At 38.6% G+C, this 25,635-nt stretch carries 26 protein-coding genes and 1 tRNA gene; 14 read left to right on the forward strand and 13 right to left on the reverse strand.

Going from position 1 to position 25,635, the window contains the following annotated elements:
• Positions 1-283: 283 nt before the first annotated feature.
• The 3 genes from AMET1_RS00715 to AMET1_RS00725 all read right to left on the reverse strand — a co-directional run bounded on the left by AMET1_RS00715 (position 284) and on the right by AMET1_RS00725 (position 2,746).
• Positions 284-1,852, reverse strand: coding sequence for a catalase (locus tag AMET1_RS00715; protein WP_330848012.1), 1,569 nt, complete (start codon positions 1,850-1,852; stop codon positions 284-286).
• Positions 1,853-2,014: 162 nt separating this feature from the next.
• Positions 2,015-2,365 carry a fluoride efflux transporter FluC gene (locus AMET1_RS00720; RefSeq protein WP_086636571.1) on the reverse strand — a complete coding sequence of 117 codons (351 nt, stop codon included), beginning with the start codon at positions 2,363-2,365 and terminating at the stop codon, positions 2,015-2,017.
• Positions 2,366-2,746, reverse strand: coding sequence for a fluoride efflux transporter FluC (locus AMET1_RS00725; RefSeq protein WP_161490692.1), 381 nt, complete (start codon positions 2,744-2,746; stop codon positions 2,366-2,368).
• A 651-nt stretch (positions 2,747-3,397) separates the two neighbouring features.
• Here AMET1_RS00725 and AMET1_RS00730 point away from each other — a divergent pair.
• Complete coding sequence (locus AMET1_RS00730; RefSeq protein ID WP_161490693.1) at positions 3,398-4,774, forward strand: M23 family metallopeptidase; 1,377 nt, start codon at positions 3,398-3,400, stop codon at positions 4,772-4,774.
• A gap of 37 nt (positions 4,775-4,811) precedes the next feature.
• Here the strand turns inward: AMET1_RS00730 and AMET1_RS00735 are convergent, their stop codons facing one another.
• A complete protein-coding gene (locus AMET1_RS00735) occupies positions 4,812-5,006 on the reverse strand; it encodes a hypothetical protein (RefSeq protein ID WP_143406779.1) in 195 nt (64 codons plus the stop codon).
• A gap of 195 nt (positions 5,007-5,201) precedes the next feature.
• Between AMET1_RS00735 and AMET1_RS00740 the strand changes: the two genes are divergently transcribed.
• Both AMET1_RS00740 and AMET1_RS00745 read left to right on the forward strand, forming a co-directional pair.
• A complete protein-coding gene (locus AMET1_RS00740) occupies positions 5,202-5,498 on the forward strand; it encodes a type IV pilin (protein ID WP_086636575.1) in 297 nt (98 codons plus the stop codon).
• 111 nt (positions 5,499-5,609) lie between these two features.
• The gene (locus tag AMET1_RS00745) at positions 5,610-5,828 is read left to right on the forward strand and encodes a hypothetical protein (protein ID WP_086636576.1); all 219 of its coding nucleotides are present in this window, start codon (positions 5,610-5,612) and stop codon (positions 5,826-5,828) included.
• 1,321 nt (positions 5,829-7,149) lie between these two features.
• Here the strand turns inward: AMET1_RS00745 and AMET1_RS00750 are convergent.
• The 3 genes from AMET1_RS00750 to AMET1_RS00760 all read right to left on the reverse strand — a co-directional run bounded on the left by AMET1_RS00750 (position 7,150) and on the right by AMET1_RS00760 (position 9,776).
• Positions 7,150-8,007, reverse strand: coding sequence for a class I SAM-dependent methyltransferase (locus tag AMET1_RS00750; RefSeq protein WP_143406780.1), 858 nt, complete (start codon positions 8,005-8,007; stop codon positions 7,150-7,152).
• Positions 8,008-8,026: 19 nt separating this feature from the next.
• Positions 8,027-9,157, reverse strand: coding sequence for an ABC transporter substrate-binding protein (locus AMET1_RS00755; RefSeq protein WP_143406781.1), 1,131 nt, complete (start codon positions 9,155-9,157; stop codon positions 8,027-8,029).
• A gap of 544 nt (positions 9,158-9,701) precedes the next feature.
• Positions 9,702-9,776: transfer RNA gene (locus AMET1_RS00760), tRNA-Glu, on the reverse strand.
• A 198-nt stretch (positions 9,777-9,974) separates the two neighbouring features.
• Here AMET1_RS00760 and AMET1_RS00765 point away from each other — a divergent pair.
• Both AMET1_RS00765 and AMET1_RS00770 read left to right on the forward strand, forming a co-directional pair.
• A complete protein-coding gene (locus AMET1_RS00765) occupies positions 9,975-10,808 on the forward strand; it encodes a hypothetical protein (RefSeq protein ID WP_086636579.1) in 834 nt (277 codons plus the stop codon).
• Between the two features lie 67 nt (positions 10,809-10,875).
• Positions 10,876-11,286 carry a YkgJ family cysteine cluster protein gene (locus AMET1_RS00770; RefSeq protein ID WP_161490694.1) on the forward strand — a complete coding sequence of 137 codons (411 nt, stop codon included), beginning with the start codon at positions 10,876-10,878 and terminating at the stop codon, positions 11,284-11,286.
• 96 nt (positions 11,287-11,382) lie between these two features.
• Here AMET1_RS00770 and AMET1_RS00775 read toward each other — a convergent pair whose 3' ends face one another.
• Entirely contained in the window at positions 11,383-12,033 is a 651-nt protein-coding gene (locus AMET1_RS00775; RefSeq protein WP_086636581.1) for a fibrillarin-like rRNA/tRNA 2'-O-methyltransferase, read from the reverse strand.
• Positions 12,030-12,944 carry an NOP5/NOP56 family protein gene (locus AMET1_RS00780; protein WP_086636649.1) on the reverse strand — a complete coding sequence of 305 codons (915 nt, stop codon included), beginning with the start codon at positions 12,942-12,944 and terminating at the stop codon, positions 12,030-12,032. The genes AMET1_RS00775 and AMET1_RS00780 overlap by 4 nt, the downstream gene beginning before the upstream one ends.
• 127 nt (positions 12,945-13,071) lie before the next feature.
• Here AMET1_RS00780 and AMET1_RS00785 point away from each other — a divergent pair, with 127 nt between their 5' ends.
• Positions 13,072-13,965, forward strand: a complete 894-nt coding sequence (locus AMET1_RS00785) for a dihydroorotate dehydrogenase (protein WP_086636582.1) — start codon at positions 13,072-13,074, stop codon at positions 13,963-13,965.
• Between the two features lie 157 nt (positions 13,966-14,122).
• On the opposite strand, the gene AMET1_RS00790 is transcribed toward AMET1_RS00785, so the two are convergent.
• Positions 14,123-14,350 (reverse strand): hypothetical protein, encoded by a 228-nt coding sequence (locus AMET1_RS00790; protein ID WP_086636583.1) that lies wholly within the window; start codon positions 14,348-14,350, stop codon positions 14,123-14,125.
• Between the two features lie 138 nt (positions 14,351-14,488).
• Positions 14,489-15,589, reverse strand: a complete 1,101-nt coding sequence (locus tag AMET1_RS00795) for a DUF2117 domain-containing protein (RefSeq protein ID WP_086636584.1) — start codon at positions 15,587-15,589, stop codon at positions 14,489-14,491.
• 215 nt (positions 15,590-15,804) lie between these two features.
• Here AMET1_RS00795 and AMET1_RS00800 point away from each other — a divergent pair, with 215 nt between their 5' ends.
• The 7 genes from AMET1_RS00800 (at position 15,805) to AMET1_RS00830 (ending at position 22,458) form a co-directional block, all read left to right on the forward strand.
• A complete protein-coding gene (locus AMET1_RS00800) occupies positions 15,805-15,996 on the forward strand; it encodes a hypothetical protein (RefSeq protein WP_086636585.1) in 192 nt (63 codons plus the stop codon).
• A gap of 212 nt (positions 15,997-16,208) precedes the next feature.
• Positions 16,209-16,937, forward strand: coding sequence for an amidohydrolase family protein (locus AMET1_RS00805; RefSeq protein WP_086636586.1), 729 nt, complete (start codon positions 16,209-16,211; stop codon positions 16,935-16,937).
• Between the two features lie 99 nt (positions 16,938-17,036).
• Positions 17,037-17,423, forward strand: a complete 387-nt coding sequence (gene cfbA, locus AMET1_RS00810) for a sirohydrochlorin nickelochelatase (protein WP_086636587.1) — start codon at positions 17,037-17,039, stop codon at positions 17,421-17,423.
• Between the two features lie 37 nt (positions 17,424-17,460).
• A complete protein-coding gene (locus AMET1_RS00815) occupies positions 17,461-18,687 on the forward strand; it encodes a hypothetical protein (RefSeq protein WP_143406782.1) in 1,227 nt (408 codons plus the stop codon).
• Positions 18,688-19,070: 383 nt separating this feature from the next.
• Entirely contained in the window at positions 19,071-20,180 is a 1,110-nt protein-coding gene (cfbD, locus tag AMET1_RS00820; RefSeq protein ID WP_201721222.1) for a Ni-sirohydrochlorin a,c-diamide reductive cyclase catalytic subunit, read from the forward strand.
• A complete protein-coding gene (locus AMET1_RS00825; protein WP_086636589.1) occupies positions 20,177-20,995 on the forward strand; it encodes a P-loop NTPase in 819 nt (272 codons plus the stop codon). Before cfbD ends, AMET1_RS00825 begins: the two co-directional genes overlap by 4 nt.
• Before the next feature lie 32 nt (positions 20,996-21,027).
• Positions 21,028-22,458, forward strand: coding sequence for a cobyrinate a,c-diamide synthase (locus tag AMET1_RS00830; RefSeq protein WP_086636590.1), 1,431 nt, complete (start codon positions 21,028-21,030; stop codon positions 22,456-22,458).
• Here AMET1_RS00830 and AMET1_RS00835 read toward each other — a convergent pair.
• Positions 22,455-23,078: a hypothetical protein gene (locus AMET1_RS00835; RefSeq protein WP_086636591.1), complete on the reverse strand. Its 624-nt coding sequence runs from the start codon at positions 23,076-23,078 to the stop codon at positions 22,455-22,457. The two genes, AMET1_RS00830 and AMET1_RS00835, sit on opposite strands and share 4 nt — an antisense overlap.
• 94 nt (positions 23,079-23,172) lie before the next feature.
• On the opposite strand from AMET1_RS00835, the gene AMET1_RS00840 reads away from it, so the two are divergent.
• Positions 23,173-24,207 carry a hypothetical protein gene (locus AMET1_RS00840; RefSeq protein WP_086636592.1) on the forward strand — a complete coding sequence of 345 codons (1,035 nt, stop codon included), beginning with the start codon at positions 23,173-23,175 and terminating at the stop codon, positions 24,205-24,207.
• A gap of 171 nt (positions 24,208-24,378) precedes the next feature.
• Here AMET1_RS00840 and mtaA read toward each other — a convergent pair whose 3' ends face one another.
• A complete protein-coding gene (gene mtaA, locus AMET1_RS00845; RefSeq protein WP_086636593.1) occupies positions 24,379-25,380 on the reverse strand; it encodes a methylcobamide:CoM methyltransferase MtaA in 1,002 nt (333 codons plus the stop codon).
• Positions 25,381-25,635: the final 255 nt, after the last annotated feature.

Raw genomic sequence — 25,635 nt, forward strand, 5'->3', positions numbered from 1 at the left:
AAAATTTTCAATGAAGTTTCTATAAAATATTCAAGACAAAAACCCCTTCTAGAGTTGTGATGAAGTTAGGCAAATAATATTCAACAGCTGGCAATACCTTTTTAATCGCAGTACAAACACGGCGAAACAGTATTACTATAATAAACAAACATAATCCACAAAATCAGAGATATTTCTCAAAAAACAGCTATTATAAAACCAACAGTACAATAGTTTTTGGAAAGGTTTGGAGGGAAAAAAAACTGGAAGAGGAGGAATTGAAATCCTCCTATATTGTTTGTTTTTAAAGTAGGTCTTCTACTTTTTTTGCATTTCTTATCTTTGTGTCGTCAAGTTCGATTAGTTTTTGGTCCACTGCTTCGGTGATGTCTATGTTTAATCTTTCTGCAACTCCTCGTCCTAGGTCGGGGTCTGCTTTATAGAAATGTGTTAGTTGGCGTTTCTGTATTTTTTCATCTACAGGTTTGATGTTTTCTGCGAAGTTATCCATTAGGTGTTGGCGTTGTTCTTCATTCATTACTTTGTGGAACAGGTCACCGGGTTGTTTGTAGTTGTCGATTCTTTCTTGTGGTTTGTATCTATCGGCGTTTCCAGAGATTTTGAGTGGAGGTGCTTTAACTGAGGGTTTTTCGATAGGGCCGCCGAAGCTGTTTGGTTCGTAGTTTGGTCCAGAACCGAGGTTTCCATCGGTTCGCATGAATCCATTTTGGTGGTAGTTGTTTTTTTCAGCGTTTTTTGGTTTATTTACGGGTATATTTTCGAAGTTTACACCTAATCTATATCGGTGGGCGTCGTCGTAGGATGGTATTCTCCCTTGTAACATTTTATCTGGACTTGGAGCTATGCCGGGAACTAGGTGTGCTGGACTGAATGCGGATTCTTCTACTTCTTGGAAGAAATTACTGGGGTTTTTATTCAGTTCTAATGTACCAACCTCTATTGGTGGATAGTCGCCGTGAGGCCATACTCGGGTTAGGTCGAATGGGTTGATGTGATATTCTTCTGCTTCTTCTTCAGGCATTATCTGTGCTTCTAAGGTCCAGGTTGGATATTCACCGTTTTCTATTGCGGTCCAAAGGTCTTCACGATGGTAGTTTGGGTTTTCTCCAGCTATTCGTTTAGCTTCCTCTGGGTCTAAATTTTTTATTCCTTGGTCGGTTTTAAAATGGAACTTAACCCAATACCGCTCTCCACTTTCATTGTATAGAGATAGTGTATGGCTTGAATATCCATTCATATGTCTCCAGGAAGCTGGAATCCCACGATCACTGAACAAAATAGTGATTTGATGCAGAGATTCAGGACTCAAGGACCAGAAATCCCATTGTGGTGTAGGATCCTTAAGTCCACTACCTGGAACTTCCTTCTGGGTATGTATGAAGTCAGGGAATTTAGATGGGTCTCGAATAAAGAACACAGGAGTGTTGTTCCCAACAAGATCCCAATTCCCTTCATTTGTATAGAACTTCACTGCGAAGCCACGTGGGTCTCGAACAGTGTCTGCAGACCCTCTAGAACCAGCAACAGTTGAAAAACGGACAAAAACATCGGTTTCTTTACCAACCTCTGAAAAAAGATCTGCACAACTATACTCAGCAATTTCATCATTAGTAACTGTAAACGTTCCGTAAGCACCACCACCCTTGGCGTGAACGATACGCTCCGGAATCTCCTCTCTATTAAACTGAGCCATCTTCTCAAAATAATGATAATCCTCCATCAAAAGAGGACCATTAGGGCCTGCAGACTTAGAATTCTGATTATCCGGAACCGGCTCCCCAGAATTAGTAGTCAAACTCACTTTTTCCCCATCCTTATCAGGCTCACCCATACCATGCTTATCTTTAACCATCAACTTTCACAAATAAACAATAACACAAACATCCCACAAATAACTTTCTAAAAACCAAATAAAAAACAAAACCATCTATAAAAAAACAAAAAAACAACCAACTTTTTTCATCAAACTTTGATTACATAGATACATAGAATTTATTTTTTAGGCGTTAGGTTTTTATATAAGGGTTTGAGTGATTAGGTAAGCGGTTAGGAAGGCTGCTGCACTCAGTATTAGGTTTAAAAAACCATTGGTGAAAGCTGGCCACCAACCCTTCTCTTCCTGAATTCTTATAGTCTCAACCGACATTGACGAAAAGGTTGTGAACGACCCTGCAACCCCAACACCGAAAAACAAAGCCAACGAACTATCCAAGCCTATAAAAACTATGATACCTATAAGGAAAGACCCCAAAGAATTCACCAATAAAGTTCCTTTAGGACTTTCTTCCTGCCTAAAAAATAGATACACAAAATACCTTGATATAGCTCCAACAACACCACCAAACCCTACTAACAACCACTCCATTCAAATACCTCCAAAACGCCTAATCAATAATTTACCAAGATATGCACCCAACAAACCAAATCCATAATTACCTAAAATATTCAAAACCAAAACTACAGGGTTAGCAGTGAAACTCTGCAAGATAAAAGTGCTATATGTCGTAAACGAAGACAACACACCTGTAGCAACTAAAACAACAAAACCCTCAGATAAGCTCTTCCGAACTAAAGAATAATAAACAACCAAACTAAGCAAAAAACTACCCAAAGAATTAACTATTAAAGTAGAACCCAAACCACCAACCCACAAATCAAATATATAACGCAGACAAGCACCAAAAAAACCACCAAAACCAACCAAAAAAACAAACCACAACTCACGCAAATACGAATCAAAATTCATTACAAACCCAACCAACCCATAAACATACAATAAACAACCAAAAACCCAGAACAAAATAAACCTCATAAACAAATAAACATAACCCAAAAAACCAACCCACAAACAAATAAAAACCCCAATAGCCAGAAAACAACTTAAAAGGATGTTCCATAGCATATACGGCTTTCAAACCACAAACCAAGGATACATCTATATTTTTCACCACTCAATTATACCAAGTCATTCTCATAGAAAGCTATTTAAAAAAAACAAAAAATGGTGTTATCACGTGTAGATTAACCTTGAACTTGATAGAGATGTTAACTGGAACAACACCCCAACCGGAAGAACCTTTCTTGGTTCGTTCTACGGTTCTTTGACCTACATGAAACAGCCGATGCTGGAGAAGACAGTTTTAGCGTTTTTCGATAGCTACCATATCTATCCAGATGTTCAAAAATCAATCTTGTTCAGCATGAAGGAAGAATATGGAGCGGTAGATTGGCCATGGCTGAGGGAATATCAATGACTGATGACGCCACCAATCACAGAGCAGATTCCTTCGAAACTGAAACCGATACCGAGATACAGGATGACTCACCAACCAATGCGAGAAGTTTTAAAAGCTGGCTCAGTAAAATCGATCCCACCAAAATAGGATTACTAGGCTTCTTGGCTATCCCTGGTTGGTTCATTGAATCAGCCGAACTTCTCCAAATATTCGCCCTCTTTTTTCTCTTGTTCCTCTGGCCATACATACACCCTGCCATAGATTCTTTATTACACGGTGATAGTGAAGCAAGATCCGATTCGACCGATGGTGTTGATAGTGGTTGGCTTGAATGGATTATTTTCTACGTCATTTATGTTCCGACAACGTTCTTGAATCCTCTATTGATGGTTCAAGATGCATTCCAGTTTGCCGGTTCCCTGATCGGCTACATTCGCTATAAAGGAGCGGTTCCTGAGGCTGACTACAAGCTTAAAGCTAACTATCGGTTACCGGTGGAAGGAACCTGGACAGTTGTTAATGGAGGCCTCACCAAAGAAAACTCGCACTCGTGGTTCCCACTCACACAGCGATATGCCTACGATTACGTAATAACCGATGACAAGGGACAAACTCATCCAGATAATGCTTCAACAGCCGTTGAAGAATATTACTGCTACAACGAACCAGTACTTGCCCCAGCCGACGGTGTCGTCGTAGACATTCTGGACAGTGACTTTGAGTCTCAGCATGCAGGTATCTCACATCCGTTGAAACGTGATATTAGAGGTAACTATGTAACCATCCAGCACGCCTCCAACGAATACAGTTCATTAGTTCACCTTGTTCCTGGCAGCATCGAAGTAAACATAGGAGACCATGTCAAACAAGGCCAACAGATTGCTCGATGTGGACACTCAGGTAACTCCTCAGAACCACATCTACATTTCCAACTACAAGACAGCCCCACTTTCGAAACAGCCGCAGCCCTCCCAGTCCAATTTAACAATATCCAAATTAACGAACCTTCACACAATAAAAATAAAGTCGAAAGAAGATCATCGAGATTGCCAGCTGAAGAAAATACAGAAAATAAAAGCCAAAAGGAAAGGCAAGAGCTGACCGAAATCACCGCTGGCCAACAAATCACTACACACAACCATACCGAAACAACTAAACAAGCAAACACAGATCCCCATGAATCAATATCACTTCCATTCCGACGCGTAACCACATTGCTACAGCGGACCGGATTCGGAATCACTGTCGGAGCCCTACTTACTGGTATATCTAGCCTCATCCTCACAGACTTGACAATTACACTACTTTTATCAATTGGAGTCATAGCCGGATTTACGCTCTGGATCGCTCTACGACTCTCCGAATTTGTGCCAAGACCAGGTGGTCTAGGTCTTCCATTAGGTATCGGACTGGTTGCTCTCGCTTGGTCGGCAGAACTGCTAACTGGAAATTTATTATTACTCGTCATACTGACCGGTTTTGTGTTACATGTTACTGTAGGTGAGTTCGATCGAAAACGACTACAAAGTAATTTTTAATCTAACAACACCCATAAACACAGAATTATTAAACAGATTATATAGCAGTTTCAAAGATTATTTTGAATGCTTCACCACCGAAGTTTGTAACAAAACCGCTTCCAAAGGTGGAGCACTCAGAGATATAATTTGATCTATCCAAAAATCCTTGAATTTCTATCACTATCCAAAACAGTAAAACCCCCAACAAAATGTCCCTCATAACAACATGATACCCAAAACCTTCTTCCAAACCGTGCCCCACCCCCAAAATACCAGCGAAGTTTAAACACAAACCAAACTACAACCCAGATATAATCTATGAGAACCAACCACCAAAAAACCTAAAAAACAAACCTAAAAAAATAAATCTAAAATAAATACAAAAAAAGATAACATTTAAATATTAGAATATAACAGTAGTTAACGAAGTTTATCAGGTGTTTTTTTGCCTCCGAATAATAATGGGTTGGCCCCAGTAGTTGGGGTGATTCTACTCGTCTCCATAACAGTATTAATAGCAGTCTTATTCTTTGCATTCACACCTACACTAACCGGACAGCTAGGTGAAACACCACCAACCACAAACCTAGAAGTTGAAAAAAACGACGACAACATCATTATAGTGCACAACGGAGGAGAAACACTAGACAGAGATAAAATAGAAGTAAAAGGAGCAAACCCCGAAAACATACCAGATAAAATACAACCCGGAGACAGAATACAACTAGAACCAGAACAATAACAAGAAGAAATATATGTAGTATGGAACAACGGAGAACAATCAACAACACTAAAAACAATCCAAACAGACACAGACCCAACAGAACCAGAAACTGAGGAATGGAAAGATGAATTGAAGATTATCAATGATGGTTCAGATTCAGAAGAAGTAATAATCGAGATACTACACGAGGATACTTCAGTAGAACGTGTAGATTCATCAGGCAATACACTTGAGCTTAATGGTGATACTACGCTTAATGACGACGTTAGTGAAGATGAGATGATTGATAGTATTGAAGAGCATGATGGCGAGGAGGATTGGAAGATAACTTACACTGATGATGGGTAAATCTATCATCTTTACTTTATTTCTTGACACTTTAAGGTTTCAAAATCTAAGTGTATGTAGAAATTTAATAATAGTTCAATATAGTTCTGTTGAAGACGGATAAAGATGTAAAGGAACAAAATCATTCTAAAAAAACATTGCCCAACATGCAAAAATAACTCAAAAAACAAAAAAACCCTCTTTCAAAATTTTTATTGTGGTTTACAGCTGTTGATTTAGCTTACTTTTCAGATGCAGTATCCTATCCTTCTGTGTTCAGCTGTTATCCCCTATTGAGAACACAATTCTTGGTCTTGCTGTCCTGTTGTACGGCCCTGCTGTTTACTCTGCAGTTTGTATAGCTGTTTCGTTCTCTGTGTCTCTCTCCCCCTTGCACTTAATTGTATCTCGCTGTTTCTTACTGTCTGTTGTTCTGCTGCTGTCTTACCTTGCTTTTGCTGGTGTTTGGTTTCTGTTGTTCTATTTGTTTGTTGTCTTGTGTACTGTCTTTCTTACGCTGTTTTTTGAACTGTTACTCTTTTGTTGTTGTGAATGAGTTAAATTAGACAATACTTCTATATTGAAAAGTATAAGAAGAAGAGCAGAATATCGGTTAACGGGTCTTCATGTCCTGATTATGTCCAAATACCGTTGTTATTTTGCAGATCAATATAGAGCTAATTTATAACATAGTAGTATTTGAAATACGTGGATACCAGAATGCAGAAACATTGAAATACAGTCTCGAGTGGACTGTTGATACTACTCAGCATATAGATATACCAGTTTACTAAAACCTTTATAATTTTTTGAGATATAATTTTTTTTAAACAAAATTGTGCGCACAAGTTACCCATATTAATTAAATACAAGCGCGTAAATCCAAATTAATTAAATCAACCTAAATAACGCAACTTATAGAAAGAAACCTAAAAGGTACTTGTGTGCTGTAACTTACATATATAGTATATAATATTGCACGCGCATGGAGTTTTTTGTTATATGCGTTTCTTGAGAAAATAAGAAAAAAAAGCGTGAAACCTGAAAACCCACCAATATGTATTATTAAATAGAGATTTAGTTCTTATCTCTCCCTCTTTAATCCACTAATAAACATATTAAATATACAAGAGCGCATTTTCAAATACATATAAATTTTTTAATAAACTAAAAGTAAGAAAAACTTACAAAAACTAACTTAATAATGTATTAAATTACAAAGACTAACTCATAGTTATCTTAAGTATAGGAAAAAAACACGCGCACACTCAAACACACCCATATAAACAGATATCAAAGCAAAAACCAAAAAAACAGGTCTTAAACACAAAAAACAAAAAAATCATGAATATGATTGGGAAACTGGCCACCATGAAACCACAGAACACCGATCCAAACAAGCCCTACCACTAAAACGGCTCTCTACAAAATCCTTTATAAAACACTTATCCTCATAGTTAAGTGATTTATACCTACCTATAAACCTAATCTTACGACCAACCAAACTATTAACCGAGATAAACTCCTTATGCCAAACCACTCGACTGAAGACATCCCTACCCATATCACTTAAAACATGGAGTGTAGTATCAAGAACCGGCCTGCTGGGAATCTCCTCTCCAACAACACTTTTCCATAACTCCTTTTCCCATTCACTCCAAGCTAAACAATAGTCTGGCCGGCCTACAAGACAACAAAACTCTCTAGAATTACGCTCCATACCTAACAAAACCCTTTTAACATCCTTGAAGAAACTCCAAGACAAAAAATGACTACCAATAACAACATCAAAACCACCGGCATTAGAGATACACCCATCCAAGAACCCACAGTTCACAACCGAATAATTCCTAACACCATAACGATGAGCATTCCGCTTTAACTCCAGACACATCATACTAGAAGGCTCTAAAACAACCATCCAACCCATAAAACCTGAAAACGGAATCAACAGACTACCAGGCCCACCACCCAAATCCAGCGCAGAACCACCCTTACTACAGACCTCCTCCTCAACAAGACAACTCAAAACTTCACGGCCAAACTTGAAATCATTTCTCCGTTTCCTCCTGCTGTAACTAACTGCCAGAGAATCCCAGTCGACAATAACCCGGTCACTCTCATACATATCTCTCCAGTAGGTATACAGCGAACTATCCCTACATATCTCATTTTTGTTCCAATAAGGCTCGTATTTCATTATATAACTCTGGATTTCACTATAACTCTATTTTACCTGGAGCTCCCCATTTACTAACCATCTCTTCCGCAATTTTTTCACCAAAGAAATCGCTGTAGATATTATTCATCAACTTGACCGGCTCGATATCGCTGTAGTTATCTGGATTTAGTTGACGGCCCACCAAATATGAGTTAACCAGTACTGTGGTAAACTCAGTGTTAAACTGGTTGTATGGATATAGCCTGTAAACCTGGTTGCTTTTGACAGCAGATATATCGCGGTATTCAGGCTCCTCAGCATCTTCACGTACTATATGTTCACCCATTGCGTCGACAAACATGATTTCAGGGTCATATTCAATCAGTTTCTCCGGGTCGACTTCAACACGCTCTCCAGTTTGAACATCCTCTAACATTCCATCCATGTTTTTGAAGCCATTCAGCTTTAGAGGTGGAAAAATCGGTATTGTGCTTCTTATCCCTTGAGCTCCTCGCCAGGTGGCGCCTCCCACGAAGATTCGGCGATCAAGCCCGCCCTCACTACCTCTATCAAGTATATCGTTTATATAGTATTGAAATAAACTAACAACCTCATCAGCACGTTCTTCAAAACCAAGTACATCCCCTATCATCTCGATACAGTCATAGAGCGTTCCAATACCTGTATCTGGATTGGAGATACCCCCCAGAGTAGAAGGATGATCAAGCTTTACAACCGGTTTTCCAGTTTGCTCTTGAAGCATGTCATGGTCGATAGAGGGAGCATTAACTGCCAGAATTACATCGGGATCTACACTCAAAATCTTCTCAGCATCTCCCTCATTTGAAGGACCAATAATTGGTTTTTCCTGGAATTCTGGGAAAGCCATACTGTAAGGCCTCGACATATTTGAATGCTCGTAATCCTCAACACCAACAACGAAATCATCGACCTCTCTACCGGCAAGCAGGTATGAAGTCATCCTTAGACATCCTGACCCAAGGCAAACAAAACTACCAATCTCACCAGGGATTTTTACTGAACGGTCGAACATATCGATAAACTCGGTCTTTCTTTCTTCTTCAAAACCTGAGTCTATACAACCTGAGATCATTGAAAGCCCACCTACACCTGCTAAACCACCAATACCCATTTTAATAAAATCTCTTCTACTCAATTTTCTATCCATAAGAACACCGCAGTAACACAAAATACATTTAAGTAATAATAAGTATTACGAAAACCTCTATATGTAACACATTTTGGTTTTTTACTTCCAAGAAATCTAATCAAAATGTTTTATCTCCTACACACCACTCATATAAAAAACTTTCTAAAAATAATACTGAATTCTTCGAAAAACCAAGAAAACCCGCAAAACAAGACAAAAAAACCAACCTTAAAAGAAATATCTCACTACGCGCACACACCCAAACACACCCATATATATTAATAAATAGACATAAAAAAACACAATAAGGTTTATTAATTATGGATGATGAAACAAAAAACAAACCAAAATGCCTAAAAAATCTAAAAAAATCAAAACAGTAATAAAAAAATATCAATCACAAACATACACATTTTTTAGTTAAAAGACTAATTTAAATTAGTCAATAGTTTTTATGTAAAAAGTATAATTATAAACGAGTTATGGTTACATTGATATAGATGTTGTTTAGATGGAATAGGTATGTTATGTTGGGTTTAAGAGAATTGAAATGTATTTTGAGTGCTCCGACGGGGATTTGAACCCCGGTCCCTGGCTCGAGAGGCCAGGATGATTGGCCTGGCTACACTATCGGAGCTTTTATTTTATAGGTTTTGTTTTTTATTGTTGATAGTTTTTTCTTTTTTTAGTTTTGTGTTGTGTTTTTGTTGGTTTATGTGATTTTTAATGGTTTTTAATGGTTTTTCGTTATCGATAAGTTTTTTATTGTCTTAGATTTGATTTGCTATTGTGGTGTTTTGTTTTTTCGTTGAATTTTTTGTTTGGAGTGTTTGTTATGTCGATTGTGTCTGTTGATGAGGTGGAAGGGACTAAGGAGGTTTTGGCGGGTTTTTTAGGTTTAGATGTTGGTGATATTATTCGGAAGGTGGATTGGTATAAGGATGAGAGGCCTTTGAAGGATTGGTATGAGTTTGAGGGTTGGGAGTATGTTCCTGGTGATGTTCCGAATAAGGCTTGGTGGGGTGAGCCGTTTTGCAGGGTGAAGGTGTTTAGGTATAATAGTGATGTGATGTATGTTTTGCAGTTTTCTCCTGGTGGGTCTGTTGTTCATGGGTTTTCTGGTACGACTGATGAGAGGCCTTCGAGTTTTGAGGAGAAGTTTGATGAGCTTCCTTCTTTAGATGTTTGGGTTCGTAGGAAGATAGATGAATTTGAAGGATATAATATTTTGGAGCGGTTGGTTGGTGTTGGGATGCCGAATTATAGTTTTTATTTGAATAAAAGGGTTTTTGAGAGTAGTTTGTTTGATTTTATTGGTTTGGGTAGGGTTGTTGAGGGGAATCCTTTTTTAGAGGTTAGGTTTTCTTCTGGTGTTTTGTTTATGGGGTTGGTTGGTGAGTGGGTTGATGGTGAGTGGCAGTTGTTTGTTTTTGAGGGAGATGTAGATGGTTTGGATAGTGATGTAGAGTTTGTTTCTGATTTGTTTTTTGATGGTGGTTTGTTTGGTGATGGTGGTTTTGATCGAGTTGTGGTTGATGTTGAACGTAGGGTTGTTTGGAAGTTTTTAGAGCCGGTTTTAAGTAATGAAAGGGAGAGGTTGAGGGATCGTATTGATAGGGTTGTTGGTTTGGAAGATAAGTTGTCTTTAAAGCCGCATCATAAAAATTAATTGTAAACCATTTTGTACTTTAGGTAGTTTTTTATTTTTTTGTTGATTATTTTTTTGTATGGAGTTTTTGTTTAGAGATAGTTTTGTGTGTAGGCGTTGTGGTAGGTGTTGTCGTGAGTATGCTGGTCGTTTTTCGTTGCCTAGAAGTCAGGTTTTGGAGTGGAGGGAGAAGGTATTTGATTCTCGGTTTGGGAGGTATCCTGCTATAAAGTTTGTTTCGATGGATTATACGATTCAGGGGGTTGATGGTATTTTTTTCCATCCTGAAACTGGTGAACACCTTGATTTCTGTCCGTTTCTCAAGTGTGATGAAACTGGTGGTGGGGTTATTGGTGGGGTTTGTAGTTGTTTGATTTATAGTGACCGGCCGTTGGGATGTAGACGGTATCCGTTTACTGGTGAGTTTGTAGATCTGTCTAAAACGGTTTGTCCTGTGGTTAGAGATATTCGTAGTAAGCTAAAGAAGTTGAGGAGGTGAGTTAACCTCGCTCTACTGCGTTATTCGTTTGTTTTTATTAATGCGTTGTTATTTTAGAATTGGGTTTAAGTTAGCAAAAAATTTTTTTAAGGGTTTTTAGGGTTGTTTTGGTTTGTATTTTGCGTGTATGGCCATGTGGTCTGTGTGTATTGGGTTTAGTGGTGTTTTTTGTTTTATTTCTATGTTTTGGAGTTTTTGTATTTCTTTTTCGATTATTTTTTCTGCATTTCCTGTGATGTCGATGCTTCTTGCTTTTATCATGAGTATTATGTTGCCGCCGGGTTTTAGGAATTTTTCTGTGTTTTTGTTTGTTATTTCTGCTTGGTTTTTTTGGGTGATGTCTTGGTATAGGTTGTCGACTATTGGGATGTATTTTTGGTATGTCTGTGGTTTGTTTGCGTCTCCGTGTATTGGTATCATGTTTTTTCGGTTTTTGCATTTTTTTGTTAGGTCTTGTAGTGTTCTTGGTGAGTATTCTATGCAGTATATGGTTCCTTCTGGCTGTAGGTCGGATAGGTGGCTTGCGGTTGTTCCGCTGGCGGCACCGAGGTATAGGGTTTTGTCGTTGGGTTTGATTGGTGGTTTTTGGTTTGTTTTTTCTAACATTGCTGCGTACTTGCTTCTCTCTGGCTTCCAAACTCGGTATTCATTTGTTTTTTTGATGGTTTCTTCTCCATATACTGTTTCACCGGGTAGTTGGTTTTGAGTAGTTGGTTTTCCGTCTATCTCTTTATAATATCTATTCATTGCAAAACCTCTTTTTTTCTTTTCTCTAGGTCTTCTAGTAGTGTTTTAGATTTATCTTCACCACTGAAGTAATCTATTCGGCTTGCTAAAGCTATTTTAGATGCCAATGTACGGGCCAACTTACCGCGTTTACTCCAATGCGTGTTCCTAATCAATTCATGTTGAAATATAACACCGTGTTTTGGGGGTTCAGACCCATCCTTTAGATGTCTGAACAAAGCCTTCTCAGCTCCAAGAACCTGGATGGTACCACTAGGCATCAAAGCCAGTTTCTTTAAACCACCGGCAAGCGATATCAACCGCCCGCCAATAACCGGGCCACAAACCTTGGTTAAGTTCGGCGCAAAACCCATCATCTCCCTCTCAATATAGGAAAGAACACTATCTCTAGCCATTTTCAGAGACATCAACTGCTCTGAAACCCTTTTAACTTCCTGATAAACAACCGAGCTCTTGAAACTACTTTCAGATATCTCACCATCTAAAATATCTTGAGCAATCTCCTCTCCAGAACCGACATCACCAACATTATGTGAAAGAGCCCATTCCTTAACAGACTCACCAAGTAGATTAATAGATTTATCAAACTTATCCAAGGTCTCAACAGCCCGGATAACATCCTCACCCCGATCCTCAAGCGAAACCTCAACATCACCTTCACAAACCTGATGGCCAACCTCATGCAACAACGACCGATACCTCTCTTCATACCTACCCCATAAATTCAACCTAAACTCCCTCTCCAAATCTAAAGGAGCAGGTTCAGCATCAAAACCCTTAACATAACTCCAATCAAAATCCCGATTCAACCTAACAATCTCATCAACATCCTCCGAATACAACTTAGAATCAACTACATTAAGTTCACTATCAACAATAAAAATACCAAACCAAGTCTCAATAAAATACATCACAAAACCTAATTGTCCCTAAACACAAAAATATCACTCCCCAAACCCAAAACCCAAACATACAGATACCTGGTGTTTGTGTTTGGGTAGTTAAAAATTAAATATCTTTAGGTGGTAGTATTTAGAGATGTCTTTATCGATTGATGTTGGTGGTGTGGGTTTTAAAAATCCTTGTTTGTTAGCTGCCGGTGTTTTAGGTACAACTGCCAGTTCTTTGAATAGGGTTGTGCGTTCTGGTGCCGGTGGTGTTATATCGAAATCCATCAGTTTGAATCCAAAACCAGGTAATAAAGGACCGGTAATCTCTAAAACTAGTTGTGGCTGGATAAATTCCATGGGGTTGCCGAACCCTGGTGTAGATGAATTTATAGATGAACTTGATCGTTTTAGCGGCGATGTCCCAATAGTTGGCAGCGTTTATGGTAGCTCTCCCTCCGAATTTAAAGAGGTAAGTAACAAGATTGCTGATTATGTTGATGTGGTCGAGCTAAACCTTAGCTGCCCCAACGTAGAAGGAGGCATCATCTGTAAAGATCCTGACCTCGTCTATAGATACACTAAAAACGTGAAATCCAGCGTTAACAAACCTGTTTGGGTCAAATTATCTCCAAACGTAAACAATATATCCGAAGTCGCAGTTATGGCTGAAAAAGCAGATGCAGATGGCGTAGTAGCAATAAACACACTTACCGGGATGGTTATAGATATTGATACCGAACTCCCCGTATTAGGAAACCAGGTTGGAGGCGTGTCAGGAGACGCAATACATCCAATAGCCGTCAACGCAGTATACCAAATCACAAAAAACATCGATATACCCGTCATCGGCGTCGGAGGAATATCAAACTGGAAAACAGCAGTAGAAATGATATTAGCCGGAGCCCACGCAATCCAAATAGGATCTGCAGTCAACAAAAACATAAACATATTCCAAGAAATCAACAAAGGAATAAAACAATACATGAAAAACAAAAACTACAAAAAAATAACCGAATTCAGAGGAAACGCACACAAAAAATAATCAACAAAATAAAAAAAAATAATAAAATAAAACAAAACAAAAGAAATAAAAATAGGGTTTATACAAACATTGGTATTCGTTGATCGGGGTTTAAATCTCTTTTTTATTTCTGTTTTGGGTCTTCGTATTTTTTGGGTTTTTTTGGATGTTGGGTGTGTTATTCGATTTCTTTCAGTAACCAGTCTGTCATACCATAGGACTGGATGTAGTCTTTATCGTTCATCTCTTTAATTATTTTAATCAACTCTTCTTGTTCATGGATATCCAGGTCTTTTTTAAGTTTTCGAACGATCTCACCAGTATTGGTTGTAGACCTTCCTTCACCACGAACCTCTTCAAACAGATCCAAATAAAACTTCTTTAACTCTTTTTCAGTCAACTTCATACCAAACTCAACCTAAGACGTACTCTTTAGAGAGGAACGTATAGACAAACTCCTATCTAATGTCCATATAGAATTAGTTTTAACTATTATATCTAGCTTAAGTTTTTTATTAGATATTTTTGTTTGTTTTTAATTTTTTTATTGGTTTTGTTGGGTTTTTTGTTTTTGTTTTAGTTGGTTGTGTTTTTCTGCGAGTTTTATTGTTTGGTTTTTTGCTTGTTGCCAGGTCATTTTCTGGGTTTTTTGGTTTTTGAATATTTCTTTTTTGATTATTTTTCCAAATGTGTCGTCTTTTTTTACTTTTAGGATTTGGGATTTTGGGTGGTGTTTTGGTTTGTTTAGTATTTGGTCTATGTCCCCGTCTGTGATTCCGATTATTGGTATGTCGTATCTATGTAGTATGTCTCCTGCTACTGCTGTTGTGTCATCACCGATTGTTATACATCCACATAATCCCTTGCTAGCGATTTCATGGACGTTGTAGGCGCTGTGGTCTAGTAGGCCTATCTGGTTTTTCTTTTCAACTTCTATCGAGCCACGTCTCTCAACTGTGCGTCTGAATGAATCGGTGGAAACTATTTTTGCTTCTTCTATTTTAGTTGGCCCCAACTTCTCTAGCCCATGTTGTTTGACATCGACATTTCTCAACTCAATGATCTCATTATTTTCTTCAACAATTAGTATGTCGTTCGAAGTGGCTTGACCTACAATGATACCGTTTATCAATACAAACTCGCCTTTTTCAACGGCCAAAACCCGTTTATATGTCTTACCGTCTTCTTCCCACAAAACCCTACCATAATCAGGTGTATCAACCAACTCCAAACCAAGGTCTTGAGCCAAAGTCAAACCAAACTTCCGAACTTTATCACTCCAACAAGCCAATACCCCATTGTTAGTCTCAATACTAACCAAAGGAATATCCCCAGTTTTACCAGAAATATACCAACACTCAGCCAACGATTTATCAGGACTCGAAGCATGAGTCACACTAAACAACACATCATACCGACCTTGATTCTCCAAAGCCCAACTACTCCACTTCTCATCAATCTGAATAGCATCAACACCACAATCAATAACCGCCGTTTTAGTAAGGGTCCCAGAAACAACCACATCAACACAACCATACTCCTCTAAACCACCAACAACCTCCTCACCCATACCAACATCAAAAACATCAGGCATATGAAAATAAACACAAATCCGCAAACCATCATCAATAGAACAATCAATCATAATCTCACCAAAACCAACCAACAATTAATCCTAAAACTACAAAACAATTCCTAAACCCAAACCCAAAAAAACAAGATATCCAATAAACTCTGCACCCCATCTCTTCTTTGATTGTATCTATTATATAATTGAAGATTCAGTTTTTGTTGTAATTTTCAGTTGGATGGGAATCATTCTAATAGGATGTATGTTTATTTGTTTTAACTGGGGATTGTATGTCGATATTTGATTTTGATTTGTATGACGAGAACGGGATGTTAAAGTTGTTATGTCCCGACTGTGGAAAGAAAAAGAATATGCGGGAAGTAGATTGTGAATACCGATTAGAAAATAAATTAGAAGCCAGATGCGTACACTGCAACTACAAAGGAAAAATCAAACAATGGACCGTGAAACACGGCCATTAACAAAACAACAAAACAAACATAGATAAAAAAGAAGTAAAAAAATTTTTTTATGTTGATTCAGGGAGGACATATTTATTTTTTTAGAGCAGGATGTCGTCAACCTGAATTATAGATAATGGAAAATAGTTCTTAAGATATAATTTTAGTATTTGAATTTACTGGAGATTGAGTTGGTTTGATTAGATTAATGTTTAGTTTGGATTGGTGTTTGATTGAATATTATTGATTTCGGTAAAATTGATGCTCATTGCCATGTTGGGTATTACGGCGGTTATTTCGATGTTGGTATCAACGTTGATGATTTGATAGATTTGATGGATAGGTTTGGGTTTGTTAAATCGGTTTTGTGTTCTAAAGATAATGAAAAAACTTTGAATGCTATTGAGCGATATCCAGATCGCTTTATTAGTAAAGTTTGGGTCAACCCCTACAACAAAGAGGTTGTTGATGAAATCGGGAAGTATGTTAACCAAGGGTTTAAGGCGGTTAAGATTCATCCTTTGGTCGATGCATTTCCTGCCGATTCCAATGTCGTAGATCCTGTAGCAGAAACCGCTTTAGACCATGGTATACCTTTGTTTGTCCATTCAGGCCATCCACCTTTCTCACTGCCTAATCAAATTGCAAACCTAGCCAAAAAACATCCAGACTTAGATATAGTCTTAATCCACATGGGGCATGGCCATGGGATCTATATAGAAAACGCGATACAGGCAGCAGGTGAACACTCGAACTTATATCTGGAAACGTCAGGTATGCCGATGCACACTAAAATCAAGGAAGCCTTTGAAAGAACTGGCATAAACCGAGTCCTCTTTGGAACTGACATTCCGTTCCACCATCCATCTGTAGAACTCAAAAAAACAGAAGTAGCGGAACTAACCAATAGACAAAAAAAACACTACCTCAGAGACAACATAAAAAAACTAATAAAAAAATAATTTTGTTTGGGTTTTTTGGTAAGTAGAAATATATTGCGTGAGATTTATTTTTTTGTTAGCCCTTTTTTTGTAAGGGGTTTTGTAGGAGATTTGATATATATGGATAGTAAGATTGGTGTTTTGGTTATTGGACATGGTAGTAGGCTCGATTATAATAAGCAGTTGATTATGGATTTTGCTGAACGGCTTGAGGGTCGTTTTGATGTTGTTAAGTACAGTTTTTTGGGTATGAATGAGCCTAAGGTGCCTGATGCTTTGGATGAGTTGTTGGGTATGGGTTTGGATAAGATTGTTGCGTTTCCGATGTTTTTAGCGCCTGGTGTTCATACGACTGAGGATATACCTAAAGCTCTTGGTATTGAAGGTAGTCATGATGTTTTGGAGCATGAAGGTGGGGAGACTGAGGTTTATTATTCCAATCCACTTGGTATGTCTGATGAGATAGTTGAGATTGGTGTTAAGAGGATTGAGGAAGCTCTTGAGTAGTTGAGTTTGACTTATGTTGGGTAGTAGGTATCTGGTTTTGGATACTGTTCATGGTGGAGATTTGCTTGCTGAACGTTTGGTTGAGTTAGGGTGTGAAGCGGTTGCTATAAATCCATATCGGGGTGAAAAAGAGGATGTCATGGATTATGATGTCCTTGTTTCCCCGGTACATATGTACCCTAGCTGTGGTATGTTGAGGAAGGCGAAAGAGAAAAACATACCCGTGATCAACCATCACCAAATAACTAAAAAAATATTGATGGAGTTAGGTTATTTGGATGATGTTGACCTGTGTGTAGAGGTTACTGGAACGGTCGGTAAAACAAGTTGTTCGTTACTGTTGTTACAGATTTTCAGAGAAGAGGGTTTTGAAACGGTTGCTCACACTTCAAACGGCGTTTACCACAACAACCTTGACAATAGAATCGATAAACAATCCGTTGCGCCATATGGAACAATACTTGCTCTAGAGAAAACCATTGAGTTGGATATAACCCCAGATATATGGATCTCTGAATTCTCAATAGGCTTTACAGGCATTGGAGATATAGCTTCACTAACAAGTGTCGACCAAGACTACCTGATAGCTGATAAAACCAAAAAAGCAAGTAACGCTAAACTGGATAGCGTAGACAACCTAAAAAACAACTGTATATTCAACTCAGCCATCAAAAACGATAGAGCCAACAACGACTTCAATTGCCTAAAAACCGAGTTCGATGGAGAAAACCTCAAAATCGATTACAAAACAACAACAACCAAACAAGTAAATAAAGGCACAGTAAACTGCAAACTACCATTATACCCCTACTTCAAAGACAGCATCCGAACAACCGTGCTAACAGCAGCTTCAAACGGATGCACACCCAAATCAATAAACAAAATACTAAACCAGTTCAACGGAATCCCCGGAAGAATGCAAACCAAAAAAATCAAAGGCCGAACAATAATCGACAACTCATGCGCCGGAACCCGAATCTCAAGCCTAAACCAATACCTAAAAAACCAACAACAAAAAAACAAATCCCTAAACAACACAATCATCCTAGTAGGCGAAGACGAAAAAAACATATGCGAAGAAATGCAGTACAAACAAGTAAAAAAAACCGTCAACAAATACAACTACAAACAACTAATCACCGTCGGCAAAAAATACCAAAACCTAGGAACAAACGTAGACGACATAGACAAAGCCATCAACCTAGCACTAAAAAAATCAAAACCCAACGACACAATACTAAACTTCGTAAAAACCTGGCGATAACAAACACAAAAACAAAACACACAACCCAACACAACCCAACCCAACCCAACCCAACTTAACCTAATTTAATCCAATTGAATTCTATTTTATTTTGTTTATTTAGATTTTTTATTTTTCTCGATATTTTTAAGAGGTAAATGTCTGGATTCTCTGTTTCAATAGGTTGTGGTGGTGTAGTTTAGATGTTTTCAGTGGTTTGTTTTGTTCATCATATTGGTTAACGATTTTTTGTTTTGTTTAGGTTGTTGGGGTGTTGTTTTGTTTAGGTTGTTGGGTTTTTGTTTTGTTTAGGTTGTTGGGGTGTTGTTTTTGGTTTTTGTTTGGTTTTTTGTGTAAAGAGTTAATTGGTTTTAGGTTCTATTTTCTGTGGTTGGTGATTTGTTTTGAAATCTAGTGTATTTGATGGTAAGGAGGTTTTGCATCCTCGTCCGAGTACTATTGTTGCTGCGATGTATACGATGCGTGATTTTGATGTTGATTTGATTGTTATGCATGGTCCTCCGGGCTGTAGTTTTAAGCATGGTCGTTTGTTGGAGGAGGATGGTGTTGTTGTGTTGACTTCTGCGATGGGTGAGGATAATTTTGTTTTTGGTGGTGAGGATAAGTTGGTTGAGACTATTGAGCGTGGTATTGATAGGTTTGATCCTGATTTGGTTGGTGTTGTTGGGACTTGTGCGTCTATGATTATTGGTGAGGATTTGGGGTCTACTGTGGAGAAGGTTGATTGTGATGTTCCGATTTTGACTGTTGATGTTCATAGTGGTTTTCGTGATAATACTACTGGGGTTAAGATGACGTTGGATAGGGCTTTGGAGATTGGGTTGGTTGGTGAGGATGAGGTTAGTCGTCAGAAGGAGATGTTGGAGCAGGCTTCTATTGTTGAGAAGAGGTTGGGTTCTGCTAATGATGAGTATATTCCGCCTTCGGATGGTGATCTTAAGTTAAAGGTTTGTAGGGAGCTTGTTTCTTTGATTGAGAAGGGTAGTAAGGGTGTTGTTGTGCTTAATGCTAAGAAGGAGACTTCTTATATTTTTGCGGATGTGTTGCATGCTGTGAATCAGGTTAAGGAGGAGGTTAATCCGGGTTCTAGTTTGATTAATATAGGTAATTTGGATAGTGGTAGGGGGTTGCCGAGGGTTCGTGAGAATGCGGAGACGGTTGGTAGGCAGTTGAAGGAGTTTGGGGTTGAACTTGATTTTGTTAGTGGTAGTTTGGATGAGTATCCTGTTGCTGGTGAGCGGGCTAAAAACTGGATTTTGGATAACCATCCTGACTATGATTATATTGTTTTGTTGGGTGTGCCTCATGCGGTTGAGATCAGTGATGGCCCTGTTATTTCTGTTACGAATGGACCTCGTGGAGTTGTTCCATTGAAAAATGATTTAGGCCATGACTATGTGGTTGTTGAGAAAGACCTGCATACTAAGTGTATGGGTCTCAGGGAAATCGATTCTTCTAGAACTGGTATGACTTTAAGGGAGTTGTTAGAGTGACTGTTAAGATAGCTTTGTATGGGAAGGGAGGTATTGGTAAATCGACGATTGCATCAAATGTAGCGGCTGCAACATCTAAAAATGGATATACCGCTACTATAATTGGATGTGATCCGAAAGGAGATTCTACTACAAGTTTGATGGGTGGAGAGAGAATACCATCGGTCTTAAGTTACTTAAAAAAAGGTGAAACTATTGAAGAGGAGGATGTTGTGCACAGGGGTTTTAATGGTGTGAACTGTGTTGAGGTTGGTGGGCCTGAACCTGGTATTGGATGTGCTGGCCGAGGGATAATTGTAGCCTTAGATAAATTGTCGAAAAAATCGAATGTTGTAGAGGAATCAGATTTAGTTATCTTCGATGTTCCAGGCGACATAGTCTGTGGTGGCCTAGCTATGCCTGTGAGAAAAGATTACGTCGATATGGCCTACATTGTGACATCTGGAGAATACCTACCTATGTACGCTGCAAACAACATCTGCAGAGGATTAAACGTACTAGATGGTGAATTGGGTGGAGTTATATGCAACTCTCGACTACAAAACGAAAAACAAGAGGACGAGATAGTAAAAGAGTTTGCCAGTCAACTAAACGCTAAATACATCGCTTATGTACCGAAAAGAGACAAAGTTCAGGAATATGAAAGACAGGGGAAAACAATAGTTGAAGCCGATTCAAAACACGAAGTAGCTCAGGTATACCAAAAAATATCTAAAGAGATTATGAAAACTAATAAACCGGAAACACCAACACCACTAACCGACAAGGAACTTAGACAACTTACAAACAACACAATAAAGCAGAAACAGAACTAAAGATAGAGATAGATAAAGGTTTTTTGGTTTTTATGGTTGTTCCCCGTGTTGTTTTAGCTGCTGACCGTAGTTCTGCTGGTAAGACCACGATAGCTACAGGTATTATGGCTGCTTTAACCGAACAGGGTTATAGTGTTCAGGGGTTTAAAGCCGGCCTTGACTACATCGATACTACATACCATGAATATGTGACCGGTAGGCCTTCGCGGAACCTTGATGGCTATGTGATGGATGAAAAAGATATGGAGGAATGTTTTTATAATGCAGCCATCGACTGCGATATATCTGTTATAGAGGGGGTTAGAGGGCTATACGAAGGACTGGATATCGATTCAGATGTCGGTAGCACCTACCAGGTGGCTAATACGTTAGGCTGTCCAATAATCTTGGTATTAGATGTTACCTCAATCACCAAAACCGCAGCCGCTATAATCAATGGAGTGAAAAACTTCAAAAACGCCGATATACAAGGTGTAATCTTAAACAAAGTAGGCAGTGAAAAACACGAACGTAAATTAATCAAAGCCATCAATAAGTTCACAGATGTAGAGATAGTTGGATTAATACATAGAAACAGCGAAATGGAGATTCCATACCGACACCTAGGGTTGATTCCAGCAAACGAAATGCCGCAAAAAAATATAGAAAAACACACATCCGGACTACGAGAAACAATCAAAAAAACAATCAACCTCGATAGATTGGTCGAGATTGCAAATAACCCAAAAACAAATAGACCACAAAAAACCAACAAACACCAAACCAATAGATCCAAAATCGATAGATCTAATTTTGGCTATAGTATGGATTATAGTGTTGGTTCTAGTGTTGTTGGTGGGTTTGATGTTAGGGTTGGGGTTGCGTTGGATGAGGCTTTTACGTTTTATTATCAGGATAATTTTGATATTTTGCGTGGTTTGGGTGCGGAGCTTGTTTTCTTTAGTCCTATTCGGGATGGTTTGCCTGATGTTGATGGTCTTTATTTTGGTGGGGGGTATCCGGAGGAGTTTGGTAGGGAGTTGATGGAGAATAGGGGTCTTAGGGAGGATGTTAGGGAGGCTTCGTTGGGTGGTATGCCTATTTTTGGTGAGTGTGGTGGTTTTCTTTACTTACTTGATGAGTTGCGTTATGGTGGTGAGTGTTTTGAGTTTGTTGGTGCGTTATCGGGAGTTGGTGTTGTTGGTGAGGATCGTGTTGTAGGGTATACGGAGGTTGAGTCGACTGTGGATAATCCTTTATTTGGTGGTTCTAGGTTTAGGGCTCATGAGTTTCATCATTCTAGGGTTGAGGGTTTGAGTGATCCGGAGTTTTGTTTTAAGGTGTGTAGGGGTGTTGGTATTGATGGTGGTTGGGATGGTTTAACCAGGCATAATACTGTTGGTTCTTTTCAGCATCTGCATTTTTTGCCTTATAAGTGGTTGGCGGTTGATTTTTTGAGTTGTTGTAGTGGTTTTAAGGATTAGTTTTTTATTTTTTTGAGGAATGGACAGTTGTTGTTTGTTAGTTGTAGTATGCAGTTGTCTTGGTCTACTATTTTTGTTATTTCGCAGGCTATCATGTAGTCGATTGCTGTGTGGTTTTTTCGGTTGTTTGTTTGTAGTAGTTTTTTCCATTTTGTTTTGTGTTTTTTGTTTTGTTGGAAGCATTTTTGGTTTTTGATTTGTTTTAGACATTTTTTTTGTTGTTTTTTTGTGCATTGGTCGCATCTGGTTCCCACTGTCTGTATTTTACCGTATAGGTTTGCGAGTGGGTCTATGATGAATATGATTTTTTCTTGGCCGATGTTTATGTATATTGAGTTTGGTGTTTTTGGTGCGATGTATTGTTGGATTGTGCCTCGGATTTTTTTGGTTTTTTTGGTGGTCCAGAACTCGTTTAGGTGGTTGTTTAGTTGGTAGTTGATTTTTTCGTATTTTATGTTGAGTTGTTTGGCGATTTGTTTTTTTGTTGTTGGTTGGTTGAGTGTTTGTTTGTGTAGTGTGTGTAGTATTTTTTTACGTAGTTTGTGGTTGATGATTTTCATGTATGTGTTTGGGGAGATTAGTTGGCTTTCTATCTGGCAGTTGCATTGTTCTTTATCCATTTCTATCCATCTAATAATTTAGTTTGAACTTAATTAATAAGGTTTCCCACAGCCCTTATAAACAAGAATAAAGAAAAACACATAGAGGAACAAAATGAAAAACCAAAAAACAAAAAACAACACAGAAACCTCCAAAATCCTACAGAAACCCCCAACACAACTAACAGAACAAGACACAGAAAAACTCCAAAACATAGAGATAAACACACCAGAATACTACCAATTAATAAACAAAGCAAACCAACTCACCAGAAACCAATTCAACAACCAAGGAGAAGTATACGGCCAAATCGGAATAAACATAAAACCATGTCCAGAAAAATGCCAGTTCTGCAACCTAGCCGAAGACTACACACCATTCACCGAAAACCACGAACTAACACCCAACCAGGTAGTAAAAAAAGCCATCAAGTTCGAACAACAAGGAGTCAACGCAATATTCCTAATGACAACCGCAGACTACCCATTCCAAAAATACATAGAAATAGCAGAAAAAGTCAGACAAAACATATCACCAAAACTACCATTAGTAGCAAACATAGGAGACTTCAACCAAAAACAAGCCCAAAAACTCGTGGAAACAGGATTCCAAGGAGCATACCACGTACACCGACTAAGAGAAGGAGAAGACACAGACATCAACCCCCAAAAAAGAATAAAAACACTAAAAGCAATCAAAAACTCAGAACTAGACCTAAGCTACTGCGTAGAACCAATAGGCAACGAACACACACCACAAGAAATAACAAAAGAAATATACAGAGGCATCGAATACAACGCAGTCAACCACGCATGCATGTGGAGACAACCACCAAAAAAAGGCCCAAAATCAAACACACAAAGAATAACACAACAAAAACTCGCCAAAACAATAGCAATAACCAGACTAACAACAAACAACACAATCGATGCAATGGGAGTCCACGAACCAACACTAATACCCCTAATAGCCGGAGCCAACCAAATATACGCAGAAACAGGACCAAACCCAAGAGACACACAAAAAGACACATCAAAAGGAAGAGGATACACACCAAAACAAGCCAGACAACTACTAAAAAAAGCAGGACACAAACCACTAAAAGGACCAACCAAAGTCTTCAAATTCAAACAAAAAATAAAAACCTAAAACCACCTAAAACAACTCTAAAACAAAAAAATAAGATAGATCAATAGCGAGAAATAGTGTTGTAGAATTTTTGTTTTTTTGGAGTTTGGGTTTTTGTGGGTATTTTAGCCTTTGGTTGGCTTTGTACCCACAACTGTTAACCCTTGTCCTTTTTTTGTTAGTAGTTTTTTGTTAGTAGTATTCGTTTCTTGCGTCGACTAGTGCTTTTATTGCTTCGAGTGGTGTTCCTGGTGCTATTCCGCAGCTTGGTGCGAGTACGTCGATTCCTGCGTCGAGGTTTTCTTTTGCTTCTGCTTTGACTTCGTCTGGTTTTCCTCTTAGCATTGTGTTTGCTGTTGAGACTGTTCCGACGATTGCTGTTCCGTTTGCCATGTTTTTGGCTTCTTGTACGTCGACTTTTTCTTCTATGCTTATTGCGTCGAATCCTGTTGCTGCCATCTGGTCGATTATTGCGGTTGAGTTTCCGCAGATGTGGAGTACGTTTACGCTGGTTGTTTCGTTTGCGAAGTCTTCGAGTGTTGCTGCTAGTTTGTCTTCAAACATGTTTGGGCTGAGTAGTTCTGGTGATGCTACTGGGTCGCAGACGCTTAGTATGTCGGCTCCTGCGTCTATTAATGCGTTTCCGTATTCGATTGTTGCTTGTGTTGCTGGTCCGAGTATGTGGTCTACTTTTTCTGGGTTGGTTAGGAACCATTTCATGAATGTTTCTGTGCTTGTTAGGTGTGCTGCGAGTGTTGTAGGTCCGGCGAAACCAACTATTATTGCTACGTCGTCTCCTACTTCTTCTTTTGCTATTTCTACTGCTTCAATTACGTTTGGGATTCGGCCTCTCTCTAAATAGTCATCTGGTAGTTCAAACTCTTCTGGACTTTCTTCGAAGGGATGTCCTTCTATGCTTGGTTGTTGTCCATGGCTACCCATGTCTACTTCTGCACCAAGTGCTTCTGCTTGAACTGTTAGACAGTATTGGAGTCTGACAGCTTCCAGACCACCTAGTTCGTGTGCAGCGTATGCCAGGTCAAACATTTTTTGGGGGTCACTGTGGGCTTCAGGCCATGCAGCACCGGATCTCTCCATTAAATCTTCTGTACCGGTCTGTGTTACCGAAGCTACAGGTGTTGTTTCTACATCTTCCCCACTCAAAGCGTCCATTAAATTTTGTTTTATATCCATAATATCTATTCCTCATCGATTTCTATATCTAAAAAATCAACTAGAATATATCTTAAATAATCATATAAAATTATCGATGTTATCCGAACTCCGTAACTAAAAAACCATGAATAAACAACCAAAAAAACCCTAAAACCCTATAAAACCCATTTAAACCCCGGAAACAAAAATAAATTTTATATACCCTAGTTAACGAATCAATAAGAACATATACCACTATCTAAGAACAAAATATACCTAATAAAGTACATATAA

It is taken from the genome of Methanonatronarchaeum thermophilum, from assembly GCF_002153915.1.
Taxonomy (GTDB): Archaea; Halobacteriota; Methanonatronarchaeia; order Methanonatronarchaeales; family Methanonatronarchaeaceae; genus Methanonatronarchaeum; species Methanonatronarchaeum thermophilum.